A 20,489-nucleotide genomic window follows, 5' to 3' on the forward strand; every position below is an offset into this window, starting at 1 on the left:
AAAAATGGCTATAACTCAAAACTATAGATTAAACGTAATTCAATGGTATCCAGGTCACATTGCGAAAGCCGAAAAGAAGCTCAAAGAACAGCTTAAGCGCGTAGATGTGGTATTTGAGGTACGAGATGCCCGAATTCCCTTAGCGACTCATCATCCCCAAATAGGTGAGTGGGTAGAGGGTAAGACACGGGTATTGATACTTAACCGAGTAGATATGATTACGCCGCAAATGCGATCGCTGTGGATAGATTGGTTTAAACGTCAAGGGGAAGTCCCTTATTTTACCAACGCTCAACATGGTAAAGGTATAGCAGAAGTGGCGCGGGCAGCGCAAGCGGCCGGAGTAGAACTCAATCAAAGAAGAAGCGATCGCGGAATGTTACCTCGTCCAGTCCGGGCTGTGGTAATTGGTTTTCCCAATGTTGGTAAATCAGCTTTGATTAACCGCCTTTTAGGACGGCGAGTAGTGGAAAGTGCAGCCCGTCCTGGGGTAACTCGCCAATTGCGCTGGGTGCGAATTTCTGAACATTTGGAATTGTTAGATGCTCCTGGTGTCATCCCTCTAAGGCTAGAAGACCAAGACGCAGCATTAAAATTAGCCATTTGTGATGATATCGGCGAAGCATCTTACGATAATCAGCTAGTAGCAGCAGCCTTAGTAGATTTATTCAACTACTTGGAAGCCGTAACTACAGATTTGTTACCGAGGAAACCATTACAGTCCCGCTACCAACTCGATTCGACCTCAGACACCGGGGATACTTATCTCCATGCTTTAGCAGAGCATCGTTACAAAGGTGATGTAGAGCGTGCTGCAAGGCAACTTTTAACAGATTTTCGTAAGGGGTTATTAGGTGAAATGAGTTTGGAATTACCTCCTAACTAGATTGCAAGCATTTTCAACCTGCTTTTGAGTAGCAGGTGAGTAGTAATCAAAAATCTGGGCACTCAGCTTTGGTGACATCTGGGTGGCAGTAGTACCTCAAAACTGTTTGCACGTTATCGCCGATCCAGTAGGCTACTTTTTCCGGCGATTCCCTAGAAGCGATCGCGCAAGTAGCGAAGGTATGCCAAGTGCTACAAGCCTTTAGGTAGGGAGCAACTTTCAGAAGATCAAAACACGACAGAGCCACCGCCGAGTAAATATAGCTACGCCACGCTGCCCGAACAGAAATCAAACCGGACTCCTATACCATTAAATAACAGTTGACAAATGACTTTTAACAAATGGCTTTATCTAACGAATTATGGGCAGCAAATCAAGACTTAGCCCAAGCTTGCCTAAAGCATCCTTTCGTTCAAGGTATTGGCAATGGTATTCTTGAGCAGGTAAAATTTGCCTACTACGTGGGGCAAGATGTTTTTTTCTTAGAAGCTTTTGCGCGGACGTACAGTATCGCCGCAGCTAAAGCACCAGACTGGTTAGGTTTTACCACATTTCATAACTTAGCGAGTTCAGTTTTAGAAGAACTAAGGCTGCATAGTAGCTATGCTTCCCAGTGGGGAGTGAATTTACATTCTGTGGAAGCTGGCTATGCCACCCGCCGCTATACTGATTTTTTGTTAGCAACTGCTTGGGGTGGAGATGTGGGTTTGACTGCTGCGGCGATGTCTCCTTGTATGCGTTTGTATGGTTTCTTGGGAAAACAGTTGGCTCTTCATGGTATTCCTAATCATCAATATGCAGACTGGATTCGTACTTACAGCAGCACAGACTTTCAATCACTAATAAAACAATTAGAAACTTTAGTTGAGAATTATGCTACTAACAATGCTGTAGTGAATTCAACCTACCGTTATGCGATGTTTTGTGAGCATGAATTTTTTCAAGCTGCGTGGATTTCTGCTAATAAATAAGTAATTATATAGGACTCATATTTGATTTTTGAAAAAACTCCGTATAACTCAAAAAGAGTATAAGAGGATGTTTTAAAAGTCCTCTTCTCGGTAGTGAAAAGTTCTAGATCCTCCTAAATCCCCCTTAAAAAGACGTGTGTTCGACAAGTCTTATTTGACCTCTCCCCCAGCCCCTCTCCGACGCGGACAGGGGAGCAAAAAGCGGAATTTTTCTTGCTCCTCCCTTTCCGTTTCGGAAAGGGAGGCTGGGAGGGAGAGGTTCATCGAACTCACGTTAAAAAGGGGAACTTTGATTCCGATTCCCCCCTTTTTAAGGGTGGTTAGGGGGGATCAATAAGTACCTAAAATCACAGCCAACCACTTTTCAAACATCCTCTAAGGGAACTCCAATCAATAATTGAATATTTTTTTATTCCCCAAGCATTATTAGAGAATAAGCAGCCTATAGCGCAATACAGTACTTGTAGAGACGGCGATTTATCGCGTCTCAAAACCCACGATTTTGTACACAAATAGCGCTTAATCCAAGCGTATTGGTCTATAGCGCTTTAACCTACGTAACTAGGATTGACGTAGGTGTGTAGCCCCCACTTTCTCTACAAGACGCTGCGCGTAGCTTGCTTCCACGTTCGCGTAGCGTCCTGTAGAGAAGTAACCCGCCGCAGGCATCGCTCTTTGGGAAAAAACTTTTTAGTTTACTGATCCTAGCCATTTTTCTAGGATGAGTTCTCCCCATTTTTCCGATGTCATCTGTGTTGAGAAAAGGACACGATATGAACATCTAAGAATGTTTTTGGAAAAATCTTATGTCTTCATTAATGGCTTTGTCCAACAGTTTAGCTGACACGGTAGAACAAGCTGGAATTGCTGTAGTTGCTGTGAATGGGGGTACTCGTGTTTCCCCAAGTGGCATTCACTGGCGTAATGGCATCATTGTTACCTCTGATGAGTCTCTCCAGCGCTATGACGACATCACCATTACTCTATCAAATGGTAGTACTGTACCAGTAACACTTGTTGGTCATGACTCTAGCACCGATATAGCTGTTTTTAAGCTAGAAAATGTAGAAATACCTGTGGCAAAAGTTGGCGATGCCAAAACGCTCAAAGTTGGTCATCTGGTGTTAGGACTGGCGAGAGGTAGCGAAGGTGACTTAAGGGCGGCGATGGGTGCGGTGAGTGTAGTTAGCGGTGCTTGGCGCAGTATGAATGGCGGAAATATTGACCAATTCATTCGCCCAGACATCACCCTTTACTCTGGTTTTGCAGGCGGGCCGCTCGTAGATGCTGCTGGTTTTGTGGTAGGTATGAATACATCGGGGCGGCGTGGTACTGCTCTGACTATTCCCACTGCTACAGTCGATCGCGTGGTTGACCAATTAGTAGCAAAAGGACGTATTTCAAAAGGCTACTTGGGTGTAGGAATGCAACCTGTACGTTTACCAAATAACCTAAAAACTGCTCTCAATTTAACTTCTGCAACTGGGGTAATTGTTGTTAATGTTGAGTCTTCTGGGCCTGCTGATAATGCAGGCGTGTTGCTTGGCGATGTTTTGGTAACGTTCGATGGGGTAACTGTGGGCGATACAGGTGATGTGTTGGCACTGCTCAATAGTAGCGATCGCATTGGTAAAACTATCAACCTGCAAGTTGTCCGGGGTGGAGTGTTAATTGAGTTAGCGATCGCAGTTGGCGAACGACCTAATAAGGAGGAATAAGTGTGAGCAGGGGAGCAGGGGAGGCAGGGGAGCAGGGGAGCAGGGGGGAAGAATCCGATCGTCATCTAAAAATTGGATCATTTAATTTCTGGAAATCCCTTAACTAGCTCTGTCAAGAAGATTTATCTAGATTTTCTATTCATTCAAGCCTCTAAACTCGGAACTTCGACCTTTTTACTCGAACGTTGAGCTTCTGAACTCGGAACTTCAACCTTTTTGCTCGGACGTTGAGCCTTTGAACTCGGAACTTCGACTTTTTTGCTCGAACGTTGAGCCTTTGAACTCAAAACTTCGACCTTTTTGCTCGAACGTTGAGCCTCTGAACTCAAAACTTCGACCTTTTTGCTCAAACGTTGAGCCTCTGAACTCGGAACTTCGACCTTTTTGCTCGAACGTTGAGCTTCTGAACTCGGAACTGTCAAAATTTGCTTTCCAAAGTTGGGTTGACTGATATCTTGTAGCATTCTCAATTATCCCAACCCGACTAAAAACTATTGTCAGCCAACAGATTCTACTTTGGCATGGGGAAAAATTGTATAACATGGCAAACACAACATTAACTAATATTGCTGCTGAATTGACAGAGGTAGCTGCTAAACTACGCGATCGCACTGTTAAAGTGAAAAGTGGCTCTCTAGGAATCGGTTCCGGTGTAATTTGGCAATCTGACGGGCTAATTATCACTAATGCCCATGTCGCAACCAGCAACCGCGCAACTGTGGAATTGGCAGATGGCAGAGTATTTGATGCGGTGCGTACACAGTTTGATCCACAGCAGGATTTAGCAGCCCTGAAAATTGTCGCCACTGATTTAACTGCTGCAAGCATTGGCAATTCTGAGGCGCTACGAGTAGGTGAATTAGTCTTGGCGGTGGGTAATCCCTTTGCCGACAGTGGTGCTGTGACAACTGGAATTATCTATGCAAATAATTCGCGGGCTGTTATGGCTGATTTGCAACTATATCCTGGAAACTCTGGCGGGCCACTTGCCGACTATCAAGGCCGAGTCGTGGGAATTAACACCATGATTGTTAATGGTTTGGCTGTAGCAGTTCCCAGCAACACCGTTGAGCGTTTTTTACAGGGAAATAGTCGTCCGCAACTAGGAGTCACGCTGCAACCTGTGCTTTTAGGTAGGCGTAGCTTGGGTTTATTGGTGTTGTCAATTTTACCTGGTAGCATTGCGGAAACTGCTGGTGTGCAAATCGGCGATATTTTAATTGGAGTTTCGGGGCGATTATTCACTAGCGTGAATGATTTAACTAAATATCTCCATGACAGTAAAGGATCTGTGCCGCTACAACTCCTACGCGGTGGGCAACAATTCGTGATTTATGTTGCAGTGCAGTCTGGAAAAACTGCTGTGGAGGCGACGTGATTCGGGTAATGGTAGTTGCCACTTCCCCTGTTGTGCGGGCAGGGTTATCAGCTGTGGTGACTACCAATCCTCGGCTGACGGTTGTGGGGAGTGCATCCGATTTGGATGAATTGGCAAGGGAAGTTGGGCAATTACAACCAGATGTGGTGCTGGTAGATTTGAGTAGTAACCTTCAACAATCGGTGTGGGAAAAATTACTGCCTATTCAAGAACAGCAATACCCATTAGGAACGATCGCAATTATTGAGGAACTCGACAGCATCGACTTAGAGACGGCGTTACGTTCTGGTATCCGGGGGATATTGCCCAGTACTAGCACAGAGTTAGAAATTGTCGCGGCTGTGGAAGCGATCGCTTTTGGTTTGGTGGTGCTGCACCCGGATGCTATAGAATTACTGTCTATCCGAGAAAAAGTGGTGGCGAATCCTGTACAAACATTGACACCACGCGAGATAGAAGTTTTAGGTATGCTTGGTTCTGGGTTGGGGAATAAAGCGATCGCTAAACGGTTGCAGATTTCTGAGCATACCGTCAAATTTCATCTCTCATCTATTTTTCAAAAGCTCAGTGTCTCCAGCCGTACTGAGGCTGTTGCTGTGGGTGTGCGACTGGGTTTGATTATGCTGTGATTACAATACTTGTAGGTTATAGGGAAAAGGAGTGGAAGGCTTGATATATAAAGTTTTTTCCCCTTTAACATGAGTCCCTTGACCCCAAAACCTGACAAGTATTGTAACCCCACCCCTAAAAAGTGATATTAGGGATTTACGCCTGCCATTTGGTACATGATACGTGGCAATTTTTTGTAACAAACTTATGTAAAGCTGTAAAAAGAAAATGCCTTGTTAAATAAACAGTATCTATGAACATACGTAAAGTCTCTACTACTCCCTTAAGCGACCAAAAGCCTGGTACTTCTGGGCTGCGGAAATCAGTTAAGGTTTTTCAGCAGCCCCACTACCTGGAAAATTTTATCCAATCCATCTTCGATTCTGTGGGGGACTTGCACTCTCAAACTTTAGTCTTGGGTGGTGATGGTCGTTATTACAATCGCCAAGCTATTCAAATCATTTTGAAAATGGCTGCGGCCAATGGCATTGGGCGGATTAAAGTTGGTCAACGGGGAATTTTGTCTACTCCTGCGACTTCCGCGATTATTCGCAAGTATCAGGCTATTGGTGGCATCATCTTGTCTGCTAGCCATAATCCGGGCGGGCCAAATGGTGACTTTGGTGTGAAATATAACATTAGCAATGGTGGCCCAGCACCGGAAAAGGTGACAGAGGCGATTTACGATCGCAGTAAAGTCATTGATAGCTACCAAATTTTGGAAGCACCAGATGTAGATTTAGAAACTTTAGGTGAGTCACATTTGGGAGAGACGGTAGTTGAGGTAATTGACTCCGTACAGGATTATCAAGAGTTAATGGAATCCCTATTTGATTTTGAACGGATTCAGCAACTGTTGACAAGAGGAAATTTTCGGTTCAGCATTGATGCCTTACACGCCGTAGCTGGCCCTTATGCCCATGCCATTTTTGAGCAACGTTTGGGCGCACCAGTAGGAACTGTGCAAAATGGTACACCCCTGGAAGACTTTGGGGGCGGACATCCTGACCCAAATCTTGTTTATGCTCATGATTTGGTGGATATTTTGTACGGTGAGAATGCGCCAGATTTTGGAGCAGCTTTTGATGGAGATGGCGATCGCAATATGATCTTAGGGCGTAAGTTCTTTGTCACCCCTAGCGATAGTCTTGCAGTGTTAGCCGCAAACGCCAAGCTAGTCCCTGGTTATAGTGAGGGTTTAGCCGGGGTAGCGCGATCGATGCCTACTAGCCAAGCAGTAGATCGAGTTGCTGCTCAGATTGGGATTAAATCTTACGAAACACCCACTGGCTGGAAGTTTTTCGGCAATCTCTTAGACGCGGGTAAAGCAACTCTGTGCGGTGAAGAAAGTTTTGGTACCGGTTCTGACCATATCCGCGAAAAAGATGGGCTATGGGCTGTGCTGTTTTGGCTCAATATCTTAGCAGTCCGGCAACAATCTGTTGAGCAGATTGTACGGGAACACTGGCAGACTTATGGACGCAATTATTACTCCCGCCATGACTATGAAGAGATACAGACAGAGCAAGGCAACACTTTAATAGAAAGACTGCGTTCTTTATTGCCAAATCTCAAAGGCAAGCAATTCGGTAACTATCAAGTTGAATACAGTGATGACTTTAGTTATACCGACCCTGTTGATGGCAGCATTAGCGAGCAACAAGGTGTTCGCATTGGCTTTACCGATGGCTCCCGCATTGTAGTGCGGCTTTCTGGTACGGGGACTCAAGGTGCAACCCTAAGAGTTTATCTAGAAAGCTACGAGCCAGATCCCGCCAAACATGACCTCGATCCACAGCAAGCACTTGCTTCTTTAATCACTATTGTCCAAGATATCGCCCAGATCCGCGAACTGACAGGACGGGAACAGCCAACTGTAATTACCTAGTACTTTGCTCCCGCTAATTTTGAGGTTTGTAGTAAGGACTAAAGTTCTTACTACGAACTTGCTTACCATTAGACTTCTTGCAGAAGTGGGGGAAAGGGGAAGGGGTAAGGGGGAAAGGGATGGAATTTACCCTTTAACCTTTCCCCGACATCTTGCAAAAGTTCATTTTGCAAGATGTCTATTGGCATTAGTTGGTGAAGCCCCGATATTATATTGCCAAGTCTGCGATTAATATATCCCCATACAGTTCAGATAAGACCAAAACACTTGTAGAGACGGCGATTTATCGCGTCTCAAAAACCCAAAATTTTTGCCAGTAGCCCTTAAATGAACCGTATTGTAATATATCCTACTCTTTAGCTAAGGGATTGTACCAATGATCCCTTGGCGAGAGCAGTTTATCTGACTCAGGTGGGCCCCATGTATTTGGCTCATACTCGTAGATGGGTGTGACGTTATCAAGAATTGGCTGGACAATCCGCCATTCCTCTTCTACCGTATCTTCGCGTACAAACAAGGTAGGATCGCCCCGCATGGCATCACCCAATAGACGTTCATAGGGTTCCATCTCGTCGCCACCTCCGTAAAAGGCCAGGAGTTCAACCGCAGAGCCGCTCATATCTTCTCCAGGGATTTTAGTGCGAGCGCCCAATCCCACAATTACCTCTGGATCTAGTAAAAAACGAACATAATTAGCGTTTTCTTTTCTTTCCTCCTGGAACACATTTAAAGGTGGACACTTGAGTTTGACCATCACCTCAGTAGTTTTAACAGGTAATTTCTTCCCAGCCCGGATGTAGATGGGAACTCCTGACCACCGCCACGTATTAATAAATAACCGCACTGCAACAAATGTTTCTACTTGAGAGTCAGGAGAAACACCTTCTTCGTTGCGGTAATCAGAAAATTGACCGCGAATAATATCATCGGCTTGCAGTGAAGGTATAGCTTTGAGAATACGTTCTTTTTCATCCCGAATCGAATCGCCAGCAGTACTGGCGGGGGCATCCATGCACACTGAAGCCAATACTTGCAGCATGTGGTTTTGCACCACATCCCGAATTGCACCAGTCTCTTCATAGAAGCGCCCCCTTCCTTGAATGCCAAAGTCCTCTGCCATCACAATCTGGATGCTTTCAACATAGTTGCGATTCCAGATAGGTTCAAGAAAAGAGTTGCCAAACCGAAAATAGAGTAAATTCAGTAGTGGTTCTTTGCCCAAGTAATGGTCGATGCGATAGATGGATGATTCGGGAAAAACCGATGCCAGAATTTGATTTAACTCACGTGCCGATTTCAAATCCCGTCCAAATGGTTTTTCAATTACCACCCGCGCATTTTTACCACAGCCTGATTCACCCAATCCTGAGACTACTTGTGCAAACAAGCTCGGTGGAATTGCCAAATAGTAGAGGGGATGAGTGGCATCACCAAGGGCTTGACGTAATTTTTCGTAAGTTTCTGGTTTGTTGTAGTCACCAGCAACGTACTGGAGTAGACCAGAAAGTTTCTCAAATGCGGCTTGATCTATACCACCATTATGTTCTAGGCTATCACGTGCCCTTTCCCTAAGTTGGTCAGTCGTCCAAGGTCGTCCGGCAACCCCAATTACTGGGACATTAAGATTGCCCCGCCTTACCATTGCCTGAAGGCTGGGGAAGATTTTCTTGTAGGCCAAGTCACCTGTTGCCCCAAAAAATACCAGTGCGTCTGAATCAGGAGTTCCCATGACTAACCTCTCTAAGAATTAGCTTTTTAAAGTTGTGACTTCTGAATTCTTGCTTGTAGATTCTTTTGCAATTGGTATCAGAAAGCGCGACACTGATCAGGATTATACTCAGGGATTTCCGAAAAATAAATCATACCAATTTGGGATTTTAAATGAAAAATCCTTGCAAATTCTCAAAAATATTAAAAATAACACTCCGGTAGATATAGGAATCCGGTTTGATTACTGAAATCATTTGCGTAGGTAGGCAATAGGCAATAGGCAAGAGGATTTCAGAAGACTACTCTCCACCTAACGAAGCGATCGCTCTTTGAGGAAAAACTTTTTGGTTTACTGTTTTTTAGTTAATGTGTCAGTTTAATTATTGTCCACTCAGTAAATACAACAGGCTTTGGGCTAAAATTACGTTTTAGTGTGTGTAATTATCCAAATATCCTTATTTTAGATAACATTGCTGTTGTCTAAAAATTAGAGATATGAGGATTAGCGATCGCACTGAAATTTGATTGTTCACCAATCGTAAGATTTTTAGAGGGTACTACCATGCAATATCTGCTAAAACGCGCATTCCTACCTGGCTTGATGGCTGCTACTTTAGCTGGTACTAGCTTAATCCCGATTCAACCTGCTTCTGCTGATGACCGAGTTATTAATAATGCAGCCATTGGAGCCGGGGCAGGTGTATTAAGTGGAGTTGTAACAAATTGTGGTTCCGTATTAGACAATGCTTTTAAAGGTGCTGCTGCTGGTGCTGCTGTTAATGCTGCCAATGGTGCAAGAAGCAACAGAGCCAGAAGAAGAAACGGACGTTTACCTGTTCAAGATATCGCTGTAGGTGCTGGTGCTGGTGTATTGGCAGGTGCAATTTCTGGTGGTTGTAGAACTACCTGGAAAAATGGTGTCAATGGTGCTGCTGCTGGTGCTGCGGTTAATTTATTAGATAGAAGACCCAGAAGAAGATAAGAAGATCAGCAACAACCAGAAGATTAATGAGAGTTCGTTTCTTCCATGTCCTGTTCTCTCTATGGGGGAAATTGGTCAGAGGACTGTTGTTGTATTTCACCCGCAATTCATATCACATCTCACCCGGAGGGGAGTGTGAGATGAATTGCGGTTTCAGCTAAATATTCAAGCGACCCTGGAGTAAACATTAGATACGTTTGCCCTACTACGGATAGAGAGATCGCTGCTACTGTTTTTGATTCTTTCTGATAGGCGCAGAAACTGACCCCGTTTTTAATTGGAGTAGGCGCTGAGTCAGGTCGGATTGAGTCAGCAAATGTAATATGGCTGGAGTACAACAAGGACAAAACAATGGTTCAAGGGGAAGCATGACTATTACTGTCTCAGATTTGTATATTGAGTTAGGCATTCATGGTGTATGTACTAACGACACCAGTATATGTGACGAACTAATTTAAGGGACTCTTATCAATCTTCTCGTTTTTCATGATGAGTTTAACGATTAGAAAAACTCACTCCTGGTGCGATCCTTAGTACCACAACCGCTATCACAGGCGTTCTGGGTACTATTCAATTCAGAGGTGAATTGGCACTAAGTTAATCGCAAAGCCCTGATATAACTTGCTTTTTGAGTGTGGAGAGTGTGGGAAGGGTGGGGAGTATCGGAGGTGTGGGGAGGGTGGGGAGAAAGAGGAGAAATTGAATAACTGCACATCAATGAACGCTGCATTGCCTCCCACACCCCCCACACCTCCCACCCTTCCCTGTCCTCCCACCCCTCCCACCCCTCCCACACCCTGCCAGCAAGGAGGTTTCAGCTTTTCTTAGTGCCATTCAATTCAGAAGTAGTAGTTGCACCGACTGCCATTACTTGAGACCATTCACTGACGCGGTTGTTATCTAAGACGGCTCGCACTCGATAACCAAGCTGAATTTTATGCATTAGCAAGATCAAATCACGGTTGAGTAATCCTTGTGATTTTTCGTTTTCATTAGATGCAGCTTGTATACGAAAGCAGCGATCGCTTTGTCGTTTCAATTTGGGAGACTTGCCTTCCATCAGAACCGTTTGCAGTTCGTATGCTTCAGCTTCAGGATATGCTTCCCAGCAAAGTTGCCAGTAAGTCGACCAGCGAATTAAGTCTGATGGTAATTCCTCGACTTCATCCGACAATGTAGACACAAGTCGGGTAACTGAAGGTTGTACCACTTGAGGCTGACTGGAGGTGATATCAGCAGTTACAGGGTTTATAAATCCTGGTTGCCCAATCTGTGCAGCTACAGATGAACCATCATCAACAACTAATATCAGCCCGAATATCAAAGTTAACAGCAGCATCAATCGTAGGCATTGTAATTGCACTAACGACAAGATTTTCAGATTCATAATTATGCAAAAGTTAATTGCTTAGGCACAAGCCAAGAAAAAAGATACCAGCCGTTATAAAAGAGAGCTACGCTATACAACGAGCAGCTAAAAATACGGCTGGTATAGGAGTGAAAGCTGTCTCCCCTTACCACTCCACAGGTAGAATGATGCTGCCGTTGTCGGCATAGATTGTTCGAGAACGGATATGCGTTCTGGGAGCTACTGTAGAGTTGAAGACTGCGCTTCTTTGCCCAATTGCTGATCTGTTGCCAATGCTGGCGCGGAATATAACAGAGTTCGGCCCTAGCCCTACAGCATCACCTATGCTAGTTTCAGGGCCATTAGCAACACCATTGACAACCTGCCTACCGCCATGAACTAGAGTGCGAGGCCCATAACCAACACCATTACCAAGAGTCAAACTAGTGGTTTCTAATGCGTGAAAGACAACATCGTTTGCCATACCAGCAATTTGTCCAACATTAAAAGGTTCACCCTCATCAGCACGCAGCGAAATTCTATTAGCTATTTTGTTGTTGAGAGTTGGTAAAGAATCTTGGAAAGTAAGATTACCGATAATGCGGTTACGGAAGTTTGGATCACGAGTTTGACTTCCACCTATCTGCGGCAGACTTCCAGAATTAAAGAAGGTGACGGGAGCATAATTAATTCCTGTGACGTTTGTCAAGTCTGCCCTAGCTAAATCTGTGTAACCTTTGGCAAATGCTTCATTGACTTCAATAATGCCTTCCATTAATGCAACGTCTGCTTGTGTCAGGTTGACTACTTTCCCCAAACTGCCACTACTAGCTTGTAGGTTAGTTGTGACGTTTTTACCGGGCAAAACAACTTTACCAGCAGGTAAGGTAACACCAGGGCCAACCCGCGCCAGAAAGTTTACTACTGTGTTTCTTTCTATAGTTGCACCATCTATTTCACAGTTGAAGGCGAGAAATGTCTCTGGAATAGTATTACTAAACTGAGTATTGGTAACTGGGTCAGTAAAAGGCCCGGTTAAGCCTTGAGTACCGATTTTAGCTGCACCTTTGATCGTGGCCATGTGTGCCAGAATGACACGCTCGCCAATCTCCACTCCCGTTCCTGATGCTATGATTTTCACTTGGTCTTGGGCATTAGAATCTGCTGCAATACTAATAGGAGCATTAGTAGCATCTAACTCAGCAAATGGAGCGACGTAGACTTTTTCGCCCAAGGTAATATTTGTGGGATTGGTGATTGTTGCTGTTGGGTCAACAAAACTAGCTGACTCGGAAGGTGCGGTATTTGGGCATACAGGTAGGTTTCCCACAGTTGGATTACACGTTCCTCCAGCAGCTACTGCGGGTTGTATATATATCTGTGTGCTGATGGCAAACGCTAGGATAATTGCAACTAAGGCGCTAAAAATTGGGCGAGGTTTGAACATGGAAAGAAAACTCCTCACGGTTTTTGGAATATTTGGCTATGGGATAATCTGCGCTCTTCAAGTAAGAGATATAGTCAAGCAATTGCCTACAGTTGGCGAAACGCGATCGCCACCGCAGGAATTACTCAAAAATTACATTGCACTCGTCTGTATTTAGGCTCTTTTTCTGTTTGAGTATGAGAAATGCGGGTTAACCACCCCAATAACCTGCCAATCTGAAGACTACTTGCAAGATAGATGATAATAAGGAGTTCAAAAGTGGAACTGTAATTATCGTTGTTGCCCCAGCAGCCGCCTCATTGTAGACACTTTCCCAAGCTTCTGGCCCGCTAGTAGATTGTCCATGAACTTGTGTACTAACAGCTAACGTTAAGCCAAACGCAGCTAAACCAACTAGTATTGTGCGACGTTTCAACATGATTTCTTGATACCTAATAGTCCGCCAAATTTATTGGGTAAGGTAAAGCGAAAAGGTACAGGACAGAATGGCACTAAGAAAACCTGAAACCTTTGTCTGAGGGAGGTGTGGGAGGATGGGGAGGTGTGGGAGGTGTGGGAGGATGAGGAAGAAGTCTTACCCCCCACACTCCCCCCTCTCCCCACACTCCCCACACTCAAAAGCCAGTGAAATCAAGGGTTTGCGCTTATCTTAGTGCCATTCGGTACAGGACATACTTTAACTTTTCGGTTTACCTAACCTAATAACTTTCAAATTTAATTTAATCAAGTACAAATTGCTACATCCAGCAATTAACAGTTCATTGTAGACTTATTTGCTGTTTAACACTAGAGTTTTAGATATTGAAAAAATTTATGGAAATAATAAAAATAGTAATTAAATTTATAATGGAAAACTGTGTTCACAGGATAGTTTTTTAATTAAAAAGTCATCTACCTTAAGGAATAAAATTAGATTAATTTTTGCTAGTAAAAATTAATTTTAATTCTATCTTTGGGGGGATAAATATTTAAGCTGTATCCTAAATAGGAGTTTGGAGAAAATATATAGACATCGATATGGTAATCTTATTTGATTAAAAAACTACTACATTACCATACACGTAAATATTTAATTTCCTGAAAGCCTTATCTGATTGGGGTTTTGCTAAATTCCACTCTGATTCAGGTTCGTCAATATTTAGATGCGTTTGCCCTGGTTGCCGATCCTGCCCAAACATTAGATCAGTGGTTGACTGCACAATCGATTGATCTTTTTGCCTGCAAGTTGTTCGTCAGCAATCCTATGGAATGTATACTGCTGACCCGGAGGCAATTGGAGTTGGTTTCTTTGCTTACAGAGGTACTTCTGGCGATCGCCTACGGCGGGCGCTTGCGCCATCGCAGTCTGCGAATTCAAGGGTGGAGTGGATGGCGTGAATCATCTGTTGATTGCCGTGTTTGGCAGACATTAAATCTTTTGTTACTCAACGATCAATACGGTGTAACCCCTGTAACCCACAGCGTACACCCGATCTAAGCCCCAGCGATAGCCGTTTCTACGTCTAAAGATACAAGTTTATTTAATTTTGAGAGATTAATCAGAGATTAATGAGATATTAAGTTGAAAAACTAATTCAGATAGAAACTTATGACAACCGAGCAAGAGCTTCAATCTCTTTTTAATACCTTAGATAGCGATCAAGACGGCAAAGTATCCATTAATGATCTTTTTTTAAGTCCTGGCTTAAGTGCAATCGTCTCATCCGAAACAAATACCACTAGTCCCCAGGAATTACTAGTAAATTATGATTCAGACGAAGACGGTAGTATTACCTTTGAAGAGTTAAAGGAAGCAGTTGAGAAAGCAAATAATTTAACCTAGCAACCTAATTCCTAACACCCAATACCCAAAAATCCTGAAGCTGAAATTGCAGCAAGGTTTGCACAGCGCTGGTCAGTTCTACCAACAGCTAGTCTCCACAATAGGCTCGGCTGTTGGCATTGCTGATGGTAAGCCTTACTGGATGGCATACCTGGGGCTGTGGCAGATTTGGGTTAACTTTAGGAGCAGGTGTACGTCTGTGGTGTGCAATTGGTTGGTGGTGGTGTAGGTCACAGTAGTACACTATTTCATCAAAACTGTTACTGGTAGTCGGTTATTTTGCAGTTTCCCAGTTTGGAGCAAATAATCTCTATTGCCTTGCCCTTGAAAAAAACAATTTTGTGTTCGTTGTCTTCTGAGTCGCTTAAAGTAACTTCACAAGGTTAGTTTTAACCCAAGATTGAACCGGAATCAACTTCCCACTGATGTTTGAGCAATTCTTGGTAAGTCTTTTCCCTTATCATCATCTGCTGATACAGCATCAGCAAAAACTCTTGAGCTTGTTCACGGGACATCTGCTGCACTTGATCAGAGAAAGTTCTAAGGCTAAATTCTTGTTCTAAAGATAATTCAATGGGTTGATTCATCGCTTTTATTACCTACTCTTTTATTTGAGTTTGCTTATGTAAGCAAATATTGCTTTATATAAATAAATATTACGATGGCTTTACAAAAATTAAAGGGTGTAAACCGTACCGACGTAGGTTAGAAATGCCGTATCTGCTGCTGAAAACCTTGATATCACTCCATTGTGGCAACCCAAGTAAAAACCTAAGTTCTAAAGTTTCTTACTTTGAAGTTTTTAAAGCATTTTTAGCCTCTGCTTGCGCCATCGCTGTTGGAGAGGATGGGCAATACTTTGGGCAATAGTGGTGAGCGTCGCGGCGTGATGCTGAAGTTTGAGAATGTGAATATGACAAATTTGCTCAACTGGTTACAGATGCGCCACAGTGGAATGAATGGATGGATGGCGTGAGAAAGGGGCGATGAAAGATCGTCCAGAGTTGTATGAGTTCGTTCAAAACATTCAGTATCTTTGGATCTGTGACTAAATTTGGTTCCATATTCTTTGACACAACATCACAGTCAATACCCTCTAATATTAGATGGGCGGCTCAAAGTCGTTTGAACTTTTTCTGGAGAAATTTCAATGACCATTTCAATGTACCAAGCTTTAATACCCGTGTCTATTCGCACACTGAATAACCTTACAAACATTCTTGAAAAAGGTGCTGCTTATGCTGAAACTAAAAAAATAGATCCTTCTGTGTTGATTAATAGTCGTCTATCCCCAGATATGTTTCCATTATCAAAACAAGTGCAAATTGCCTCTGACATAGTAAATAGAGGTGCCGCACGGTTAGCTCTTATAGAACCACCTAAATTCGAGGACAATGAAACTACATTTCCTCAACTTATTGACCGCATTCAAAAAACTATCTCTCATTTAAATACGTTTAAACCTGAACAAATTGACGGTTCAGAAGAAAGAGAAATTACCCTACAAATGCGTGACAATACTCTCTCTTTTCAAGGAATGCCATATCTGTTCTATTTTGTTTTACCAAATCTTTATTTCCATGTTACAACAGCATATAACATTCTCAGACACTGCGGTGTCGAACTTGGCAAACAAGACTTCCTTGGTCAGCCTTAATTAGAGCAATATCTAACGCAATTTTTTCGAGAATTTCCGATCTTGCTTGGGTTAGTAAAAAATAGACTTCTTGACTTCTTGGCATTGTGGGGAAAAGTTTTTTCTTCTTCAACATTTCCCTTCTCTCTTTCTCGATAATTACACTGGCTTGAATCTCGCCGATTAATTAGTAAAATCTAATACTGTAGGACTATTCGGTTTGCTAATCCCACGCCGTATAGATGGGGCCGCCAACCTGCAAACTTGCCTTGACGAATTAAGCGATCGCCTGGCAACATCTGACGGGCTAACCCGATGATCAGTCCAATGGTTAACTCAGCTGTTGGCACAGCCAATAAGCTAGGCACGATGGTGAACCACACACCTTGACGAGTGCAGGCATCAACATCAAAGTTATCGTAACCTTTCAATGCTCCGGCGATAATCTTCAATTTTGGACAAGCTTTCAGAAACGCCTCATCGATTTGATCTGGCATAAAAACCATCAAAGCTTCAGCGTCCTGCGCCAACTTGAGAATTTCTTCACGCGGTAAAGTCTCTCTAGTTGGATTTGCAACTACCTCACAATACTCACTTAAGTTTGTAATAATTTCTGGATGAACCCAGTGGGTAATTACAACTTTAGGTTTCATCAGCAACCTCATAGTCACCGCAAGGCGGAATTAAAAATTAAAAATTAAAAACGTTTTTTACTCACTGTATCAAAGCCAATGTGTTGACGATTAAGGCTTGATTGAACTAAGGAGTCTCTTAATTCTGTTGTGATTTGAACAAGAAAGGGAGAGGTTATCCACTTTCTTGTTCAAGTCATACTTACCTAGTTGGGATGCCAAATTAGACTTCTTCTTTGCTGTCAAACAAGACTTTAATTCGTTGTTCGATCTCTTCGGATGAAACATCCTCTTGATGAGTCGCAATCCACCAATAATTTCCGTTTGGGTCTTTCACAGCCGCATGGCGATCGCCCCAAAATTCATCATTTGGCTGCATCATTGAGGTAGCACCTGCTTTGAGAGCATTGTCATAAATTGTGTCCGTATTCTCAACATATAGGTAAATGGAACTTGGCATCGGCTTAAATTCACACCTTGCTTCGCTCACCATTATTACTGAGTCGCCAATTTTGACTTCAGCATTCATGATGCTACCTTCTGGATGTAGGGTATGACGAATTTCCTTAGCTGCAAATCCCTGTTTGAGAAACTCGATTAGGGTTGCTGCCCCTTCGACAAAAAGATACGGCGTAACAGTATGATAACCGGATGGAATAGGTTTAACTGCCATAATTGTTGCAGAGATAATTTAGTACAAATGTATTGTAGTTTAGGCTAACTACATTTTCTGCAATCTTAAAACTCTGTATCAATTACCCGATCTATATATTATTTGAACAAATCCAAATCTGTTACAGCCCCAAGACTGCTAGAAGATACCAGTTTGGCATATTTCGCCAACACGCCTTTGGTGTAACGTGGAGTGGGGGGTTGCCAATTAGCACGACGATGGGCCAATTCTTCTTCGGAGATATTCAACTGCAAGAGTCGTGCAGGTGCATCAATCGTAATACTATCGCCTTCTTCGACAAGCGCGATCGCACCACCAACGGCTGCTTCTGGCGCAACATGACCAACTACCATGCCATAAGTACCGCCAGAAAAGCGTCCGTCAGTAATTAATCCCACAGCGTCACCCAAACCAGCACCGATAATTGCCGAGGTGGGAGCCAACATTTCGCGCATTCCAGGGCCGCCCTTAGGCCCTTCATAACGGATGACGAGAATATCACCAGCTTGAATCTTACCGGCCAAAATTGCATCTAAAGAAGCTTCTTCCGATTCAAACACCCGTGCGGGGCCGGTAATTACTGGCTTTTTAACTCCGGTAATTTTGGCGACAGACCCTTCCGTTGCCAGATTACCTCTGAGGATGGCTAAATGTCCTTGGGCATACATCGGGTTATTCCAAGTCCGAATCACATCTTGATTGGCGGATGGCTCTTCTGGTATATCTGCTAATATCTCTGCAATGGTTTGACCGCTAATGGTCAGGCTATCACCATGTAACAAGTCATGCACAAGTAGCATCTTCATTACTTGCGGAATACCACCAGCTTTATGCAAATCTGTAGCGACATACTTACCACTTGGTTTTAAATCACACAAAACGGGAACACGGGCGCGGATTGTTTCAAAGTCATCCAGGATTAACTCTACATTAGCGGCGCGAGCGATCGCTAAAAAATGCAATACGGCATTAGTTGAACCACCCACCGCCATAATCACAGAGATGGCATTCTCTATAGATTTGCGGGTGATAATTTGGCGAGGTAAGATTTGTTTTTTGATGGCTTCGACTAACACAAAGGCTGATTTTTCGGTGCTGTCAGCTTTTTCAGCATCTTCGGCTGCCATTGTGGAAGAATAGGGCAAACTCATTCCCATCGCTTCAAATGCTGAAGACATGGTGTTAGCTGTGAACATTCCCCCACAAGAACCAGCGCCAGGACAAGCCCGACTTTCGACTTCTAATAATTCTTTTTCGTCAATTTTTCCAGCACTGTATTGACCAACAGCTTCAAAAGAACTGACAACAGTTAAGTCACGTCCGTTGTAGTGACCAGGTTTAATTGTGCCACCGTAAACGAATATTGCAGGGATATTCATCCGGGCGATCGCCAGCATTGCGCCTGGCATATTTTTATCACAGCCGCCAATGGCTAGCACACCATCCATACTTTGTCCGGTACAGGCGGTTTCAATGGAATCGGCGATGACTTCCCGCGATACTAGGGAATATTTCATCCCTTCTGTTCCCATTGAAATGCCGTCGCTGATGGTAATCGTGCCAAACACTTGCGGCATCGCTCCGGCGGTTTTAATCCCTACCTCCGCCCTTTGCGCCAGTTGATTTATCCCCATATTACAGGGGGTGATGGTGCTGTAACCGTTGGCTATACCGACAATGGCTTTGTTGAAATCTTCATCTTTAAAACCAACTGCACGCAGCATAGCTCGATTTGGCGATCGCTGTACTCCTTGCGTTACTACTTGGCTTCTCAAATTCTCCGACATAGTTACATCATCCTCTGACTTGCATATATGAGTATGATATGTAGCAGCTTTTGATATGTCCAATATATATTTATGAATATTTGAGACTTATAAAATATCAAACTTATGGAACTGCGACACCTGCGCTACTTCATTGCTGTAGCTGAAGAACTGCACTTTAGTAGAGCCGCAGAGCGACTTCACATTGCTCAACCGCCCTTAAGCCAGCAAATTCAGCAGCTAGAAACAGAACTAGGGGTAGAACTTTTTCAACGCAAAACTAAACGACAGGTGCAGCTAACGGAAGCCGGACAAGTATTTTTGCAAGAAGCTTATCAATTGTTCGCTCAACTGTCCAAGGCAATTGATCTGACTCAACGGACAGGTAGGGGTGAGAAAGGACAACTACGAGTAGGTTTCACCAGCTTGGTAACTTACGATTTGCTGCCTGTGATTTTGCGGCGGTTTCGAGAACAGTTTCTAGAGGTAGAGTTAGTATTGCAGGAGTTAACGACAACTCAGCAAGAACAAGCGCTATTCAATCGCCGCATCCATGTAGGTTTTGCCCATCCACCTTTAGAAGACAACACTTTCAATCAAGAATGTATTCAGCAAGAAGGACTAATTGTAGCTTTGCTAGAAACTCATTTCTTAGCTAGACAAGAAAATATTTCAGTGCGCGAGCTAAAAGACGAAAATTTTATTATGTTCCCCCGCCATTTGGGCCCTGGACTTTACGATCAAATCCTGAGTCTTTGCCAGCAAGGAAATTTCAGCCCAAAAGTAACTCAAGAAGCAATCCAAATGCAGACAATCATCGGACTAGTGTCTGCGGGAATGGGGATTGCGATTATACCGTCTTCTTTGCAAAATCTTCAAAGGGCTGGTGTAGTTTATCGCACTTTAGAAGAAAAAACACCGTTAGTAGAAACGGCTGTAGTGTGGCGACAAGAGGATATGACACCTGTTTTACGGGAGTTTCTACAAATTGTCAGAAGTGTCTGTGGTGAATTAATCAGTTAA

At 43.5% G+C, this 20,489-nt stretch carries 25 protein-coding genes; 15 read left to right on the forward strand and 10 right to left on the reverse strand.

Annotated elements, in window-relative coordinates; translation table 11 throughout:
• Positions 1 to 4: 4 nt before the first annotated feature.
• The gene (gene ylqF, locus GJB62_RS11015) at positions 5 to 886 is read left to right on the forward strand and encodes a ribosome biogenesis GTPase YlqF (protein ID WP_114081538.1); all 882 of its coding nucleotides are present in this window, start codon (positions 5 to 7) and stop codon (positions 884 to 886) included.
• A 46-nt stretch (positions 887 to 932) separates the two neighbouring features.
• Here the strand turns inward: ylqF and GJB62_RS11020 are convergent, their stop codons facing one another.
• Positions 933 to 1,178 carry a hypothetical protein gene (locus GJB62_RS11020; RefSeq protein ID WP_181852828.1) on the reverse strand — a complete coding sequence of 82 codons (246 nt, stop codon included), beginning with the start codon at positions 1,176 to 1,178 and terminating at the stop codon, positions 933 to 935.
• Between the two features lie 49 nt (positions 1,179 to 1,227).
• Between GJB62_RS11020 and GJB62_RS11025 the strand changes: the two genes are divergently transcribed.
• Positions 1,228 to 1,857 (forward strand): TenA family protein, encoded by a 630-nt coding sequence (locus GJB62_RS11025; RefSeq protein WP_114081539.1) that lies wholly within the window; start codon positions 1,228 to 1,230, stop codon positions 1,855 to 1,857.
• Between the two features lie 806 nt (positions 1,858 to 2,663).
• Complete coding sequence (locus GJB62_RS11030) at positions 2,664 to 3,575, forward strand: trypsin-like peptidase domain-containing protein (protein ID WP_114081540.1); 912 nt, start codon at positions 2,664 to 2,666, stop codon at positions 3,573 to 3,575.
• Between the two features lie 143 nt (positions 3,576 to 3,718).
• On the opposite strand, the gene GJB62_RS11035 is transcribed toward GJB62_RS11030, so the two are convergent.
• Positions 3,719 to 4,039, reverse strand: a complete 321-nt coding sequence (locus GJB62_RS11035; protein WP_114081541.1) for a hypothetical protein — start codon at positions 4,037 to 4,039, stop codon at positions 3,719 to 3,721.
• A 77-nt stretch (positions 4,040 to 4,116) separates the two neighbouring features.
• Here GJB62_RS11035 and GJB62_RS11040 point away from each other — a divergent pair, with 77 nt between their 5' ends.
• The 3 genes from GJB62_RS11040 to GJB62_RS11050 all read left to right on the forward strand — a co-directional run bounded on the left by GJB62_RS11040 (position 4,117) and on the right by GJB62_RS11050 (position 7,450).
• Positions 4,117 to 4,953, forward strand: a complete 837-nt coding sequence (locus GJB62_RS11040) for a trypsin-like peptidase domain-containing protein (protein WP_114081542.1) — start codon at positions 4,117 to 4,119, stop codon at positions 4,951 to 4,953.
• Positions 4,954 to 4,961: 8 nt separating this feature from the next.
• Positions 4,962 to 5,582, forward strand: coding sequence for a response regulator transcription factor (locus tag GJB62_RS11045; RefSeq protein ID WP_245246137.1), 621 nt, complete (start codon positions 4,962 to 4,964; stop codon positions 5,580 to 5,582).
• Between the two features lie 233 nt (positions 5,583 to 5,815).
• Complete coding sequence (locus GJB62_RS11050) at positions 5,816 to 7,450, forward strand: alpha-D-glucose phosphate-specific phosphoglucomutase (protein WP_114081544.1); 1,635 nt, start codon at positions 5,816 to 5,818, stop codon at positions 7,448 to 7,450.
• A gap of 349 nt (positions 7,451 to 7,799) precedes the next feature.
• On the opposite strand, the gene zwf is transcribed toward GJB62_RS11050, so the two are convergent.
• A complete protein-coding gene (gene zwf, locus GJB62_RS11055) occupies positions 7,800 to 9,179 on the reverse strand; it encodes a glucose-6-phosphate dehydrogenase (RefSeq protein ID WP_114081545.1) in 1,380 nt (459 codons plus the stop codon).
• Positions 9,180 to 9,722: 543 nt separating this feature from the next.
• On the opposite strand from zwf, the gene GJB62_RS11065 reads away from it, so the two are divergent.
• Positions 9,723 to 10,142: a hypothetical protein gene (locus tag GJB62_RS11065; RefSeq protein WP_114081547.1), complete on the forward strand. Its 420-nt coding sequence runs from the start codon at positions 9,723 to 9,725 to the stop codon at positions 10,140 to 10,142.
• A 323-nt stretch (positions 10,143 to 10,465) separates the two neighbouring features.
• On the forward strand, positions 10,466 to 10,600 hold the full coding sequence (locus GJB62_RS37995) for a hypothetical protein (protein ID WP_256874564.1): 135 nt from the start codon (positions 10,466 to 10,468) through the stop codon (positions 10,598 to 10,600).
• A 356-nt stretch (positions 10,601 to 10,956) separates the two neighbouring features.
• On the opposite strand, the gene GJB62_RS11070 is transcribed toward GJB62_RS37995, so the two are convergent.
• Both GJB62_RS11070 and GJB62_RS11075 read right to left on the reverse strand, forming a co-directional pair.
• Positions 10,957 to 11,529 (reverse strand): hypothetical protein, encoded by a 573-nt coding sequence (locus tag GJB62_RS11070; protein ID WP_114081548.1) that lies wholly within the window; start codon positions 11,527 to 11,529, stop codon positions 10,957 to 10,959.
• A gap of 127 nt (positions 11,530 to 11,656) precedes the next feature.
• Positions 11,657 to 12,937, reverse strand: coding sequence for an acetyltransferase (locus tag GJB62_RS11075; protein ID WP_114081549.1), 1,281 nt, complete (start codon positions 12,935 to 12,937; stop codon positions 11,657 to 11,659).
• Here GJB62_RS11075 and GJB62_RS11080 point away from each other — a divergent pair.
• Positions 12,936 to 13,094: a hypothetical protein gene (locus GJB62_RS11080; protein WP_159402499.1), complete on the forward strand. Its 159-nt coding sequence runs from the start codon at positions 12,936 to 12,938 to the stop codon at positions 13,092 to 13,094. The genes GJB62_RS11075 and GJB62_RS11080 overlap by 2 nt on opposite strands.
• 33 nt (positions 13,095 to 13,127) lie before the next feature.
• Here GJB62_RS11080 and GJB62_RS11085 read toward each other — a convergent pair whose 3' ends face one another.
• The gene (locus tag GJB62_RS11085) at positions 13,128 to 13,355 is read right to left on the reverse strand and encodes a hypothetical protein (protein WP_114081550.1); all 228 of its coding nucleotides are present in this window, start codon (positions 13,353 to 13,355) and stop codon (positions 13,128 to 13,130) included.
• Positions 13,356 to 14,039: 684 nt separating this feature from the next.
• Between GJB62_RS11085 and GJB62_RS11090 the strand changes: the two genes are divergently transcribed.
• The 3 genes from GJB62_RS11090 (at position 14,040) to GJB62_RS11100 (ending at position 14,988) form a co-directional block, all read left to right on the forward strand.
• On the forward strand, positions 14,040 to 14,414 hold the full coding sequence (locus tag GJB62_RS11090; protein ID WP_114081551.1) for a hypothetical protein: 375 nt from the start codon (positions 14,040 to 14,042) through the stop codon (positions 14,412 to 14,414).
• Positions 14,415 to 14,525: 111 nt separating this feature from the next.
• Positions 14,526 to 14,759, forward strand: a complete 234-nt coding sequence (locus GJB62_RS11095) for an EF-hand domain-containing protein (protein ID WP_114081552.1) — start codon at positions 14,526 to 14,528, stop codon at positions 14,757 to 14,759.
• A gap of 46 nt (positions 14,760 to 14,805) precedes the next feature.
• Positions 14,806 to 14,988: a hypothetical protein gene (locus GJB62_RS11100; RefSeq protein ID WP_147262479.1), complete on the forward strand. Its 183-nt coding sequence runs from the start codon at positions 14,806 to 14,808 to the stop codon at positions 14,986 to 14,988.
• A gap of 160 nt (positions 14,989 to 15,148) precedes the next feature.
• Here GJB62_RS11100 and GJB62_RS11105 read toward each other — a convergent pair whose 3' ends face one another.
• Positions 15,149 to 15,346 (reverse strand): NblA/ycf18 family protein, encoded by a 198-nt coding sequence (locus GJB62_RS11105; RefSeq protein ID WP_114081553.1) that lies wholly within the window; start codon positions 15,344 to 15,346, stop codon positions 15,149 to 15,151.
• A 260-nt stretch (positions 15,347 to 15,606) separates the two neighbouring features.
• Between GJB62_RS11105 and GJB62_RS38000 the strand changes: the two genes are divergently transcribed.
• Together GJB62_RS38000 and GJB62_RS11110 are read left to right on the forward strand one after the other, a co-directional pair.
• Positions 15,607 to 15,735, forward strand: a complete 129-nt coding sequence (locus GJB62_RS38000; RefSeq protein ID WP_258551435.1) for a hypothetical protein — start codon at positions 15,607 to 15,609, stop codon at positions 15,733 to 15,735.
• 174 nt (positions 15,736 to 15,909) lie between these two features.
• Complete coding sequence (locus tag GJB62_RS11110; RefSeq protein ID WP_114081554.1) at positions 15,910 to 16,416, forward strand: DUF1993 domain-containing protein; 507 nt, start codon at positions 15,910 to 15,912, stop codon at positions 16,414 to 16,416.
• Positions 16,417 to 16,592: 176 nt separating this feature from the next.
• Here GJB62_RS11110 and GJB62_RS11115 read toward each other — a convergent pair whose 3' ends face one another.
• From GJB62_RS11115 to ilvD, 3 genes are all read right to left on the reverse strand, one after another.
• Positions 16,593 to 17,048, reverse strand: coding sequence for a hypothetical protein (locus GJB62_RS11115; RefSeq protein WP_245246138.1), 456 nt, complete (start codon positions 17,046 to 17,048; stop codon positions 16,593 to 16,595).
• 202 nt (positions 17,049 to 17,250) lie between these two features.
• Positions 17,251 to 17,700: a glyoxalase/bleomycin resistance/extradiol dioxygenase family protein gene (locus GJB62_RS11120; RefSeq protein WP_114081555.1), complete on the reverse strand. Its 450-nt coding sequence runs from the start codon at positions 17,698 to 17,700 to the stop codon at positions 17,251 to 17,253.
• Positions 17,701 to 17,798: 98 nt separating this feature from the next.
• Positions 17,799 to 19,487, reverse strand: a complete 1,689-nt coding sequence (gene ilvD, locus GJB62_RS11125; RefSeq protein WP_114081556.1) for a dihydroxy-acid dehydratase — start codon at positions 19,485 to 19,487, stop codon at positions 17,799 to 17,801.
• Between the two features lie 105 nt (positions 19,488 to 19,592).
• Between ilvD and GJB62_RS11130 the strand changes: the two genes are divergently transcribed.
• Positions 19,593 to 20,489: a LysR family transcriptional regulator gene (locus GJB62_RS11130; RefSeq protein ID WP_114081557.1), complete on the forward strand. Its 897-nt coding sequence runs from the start codon at positions 19,593 to 19,595 to the stop codon at positions 20,487 to 20,489.

The sequence above is a fragment of the Nostoc sp. ATCC 53789 genome, assembly GCF_009873495.1.
Lineage (GTDB): Bacteria > Cyanobacteriota > Cyanobacteriia > Cyanobacteriales > Nostocaceae > Nostoc > Nostoc muscorum_A.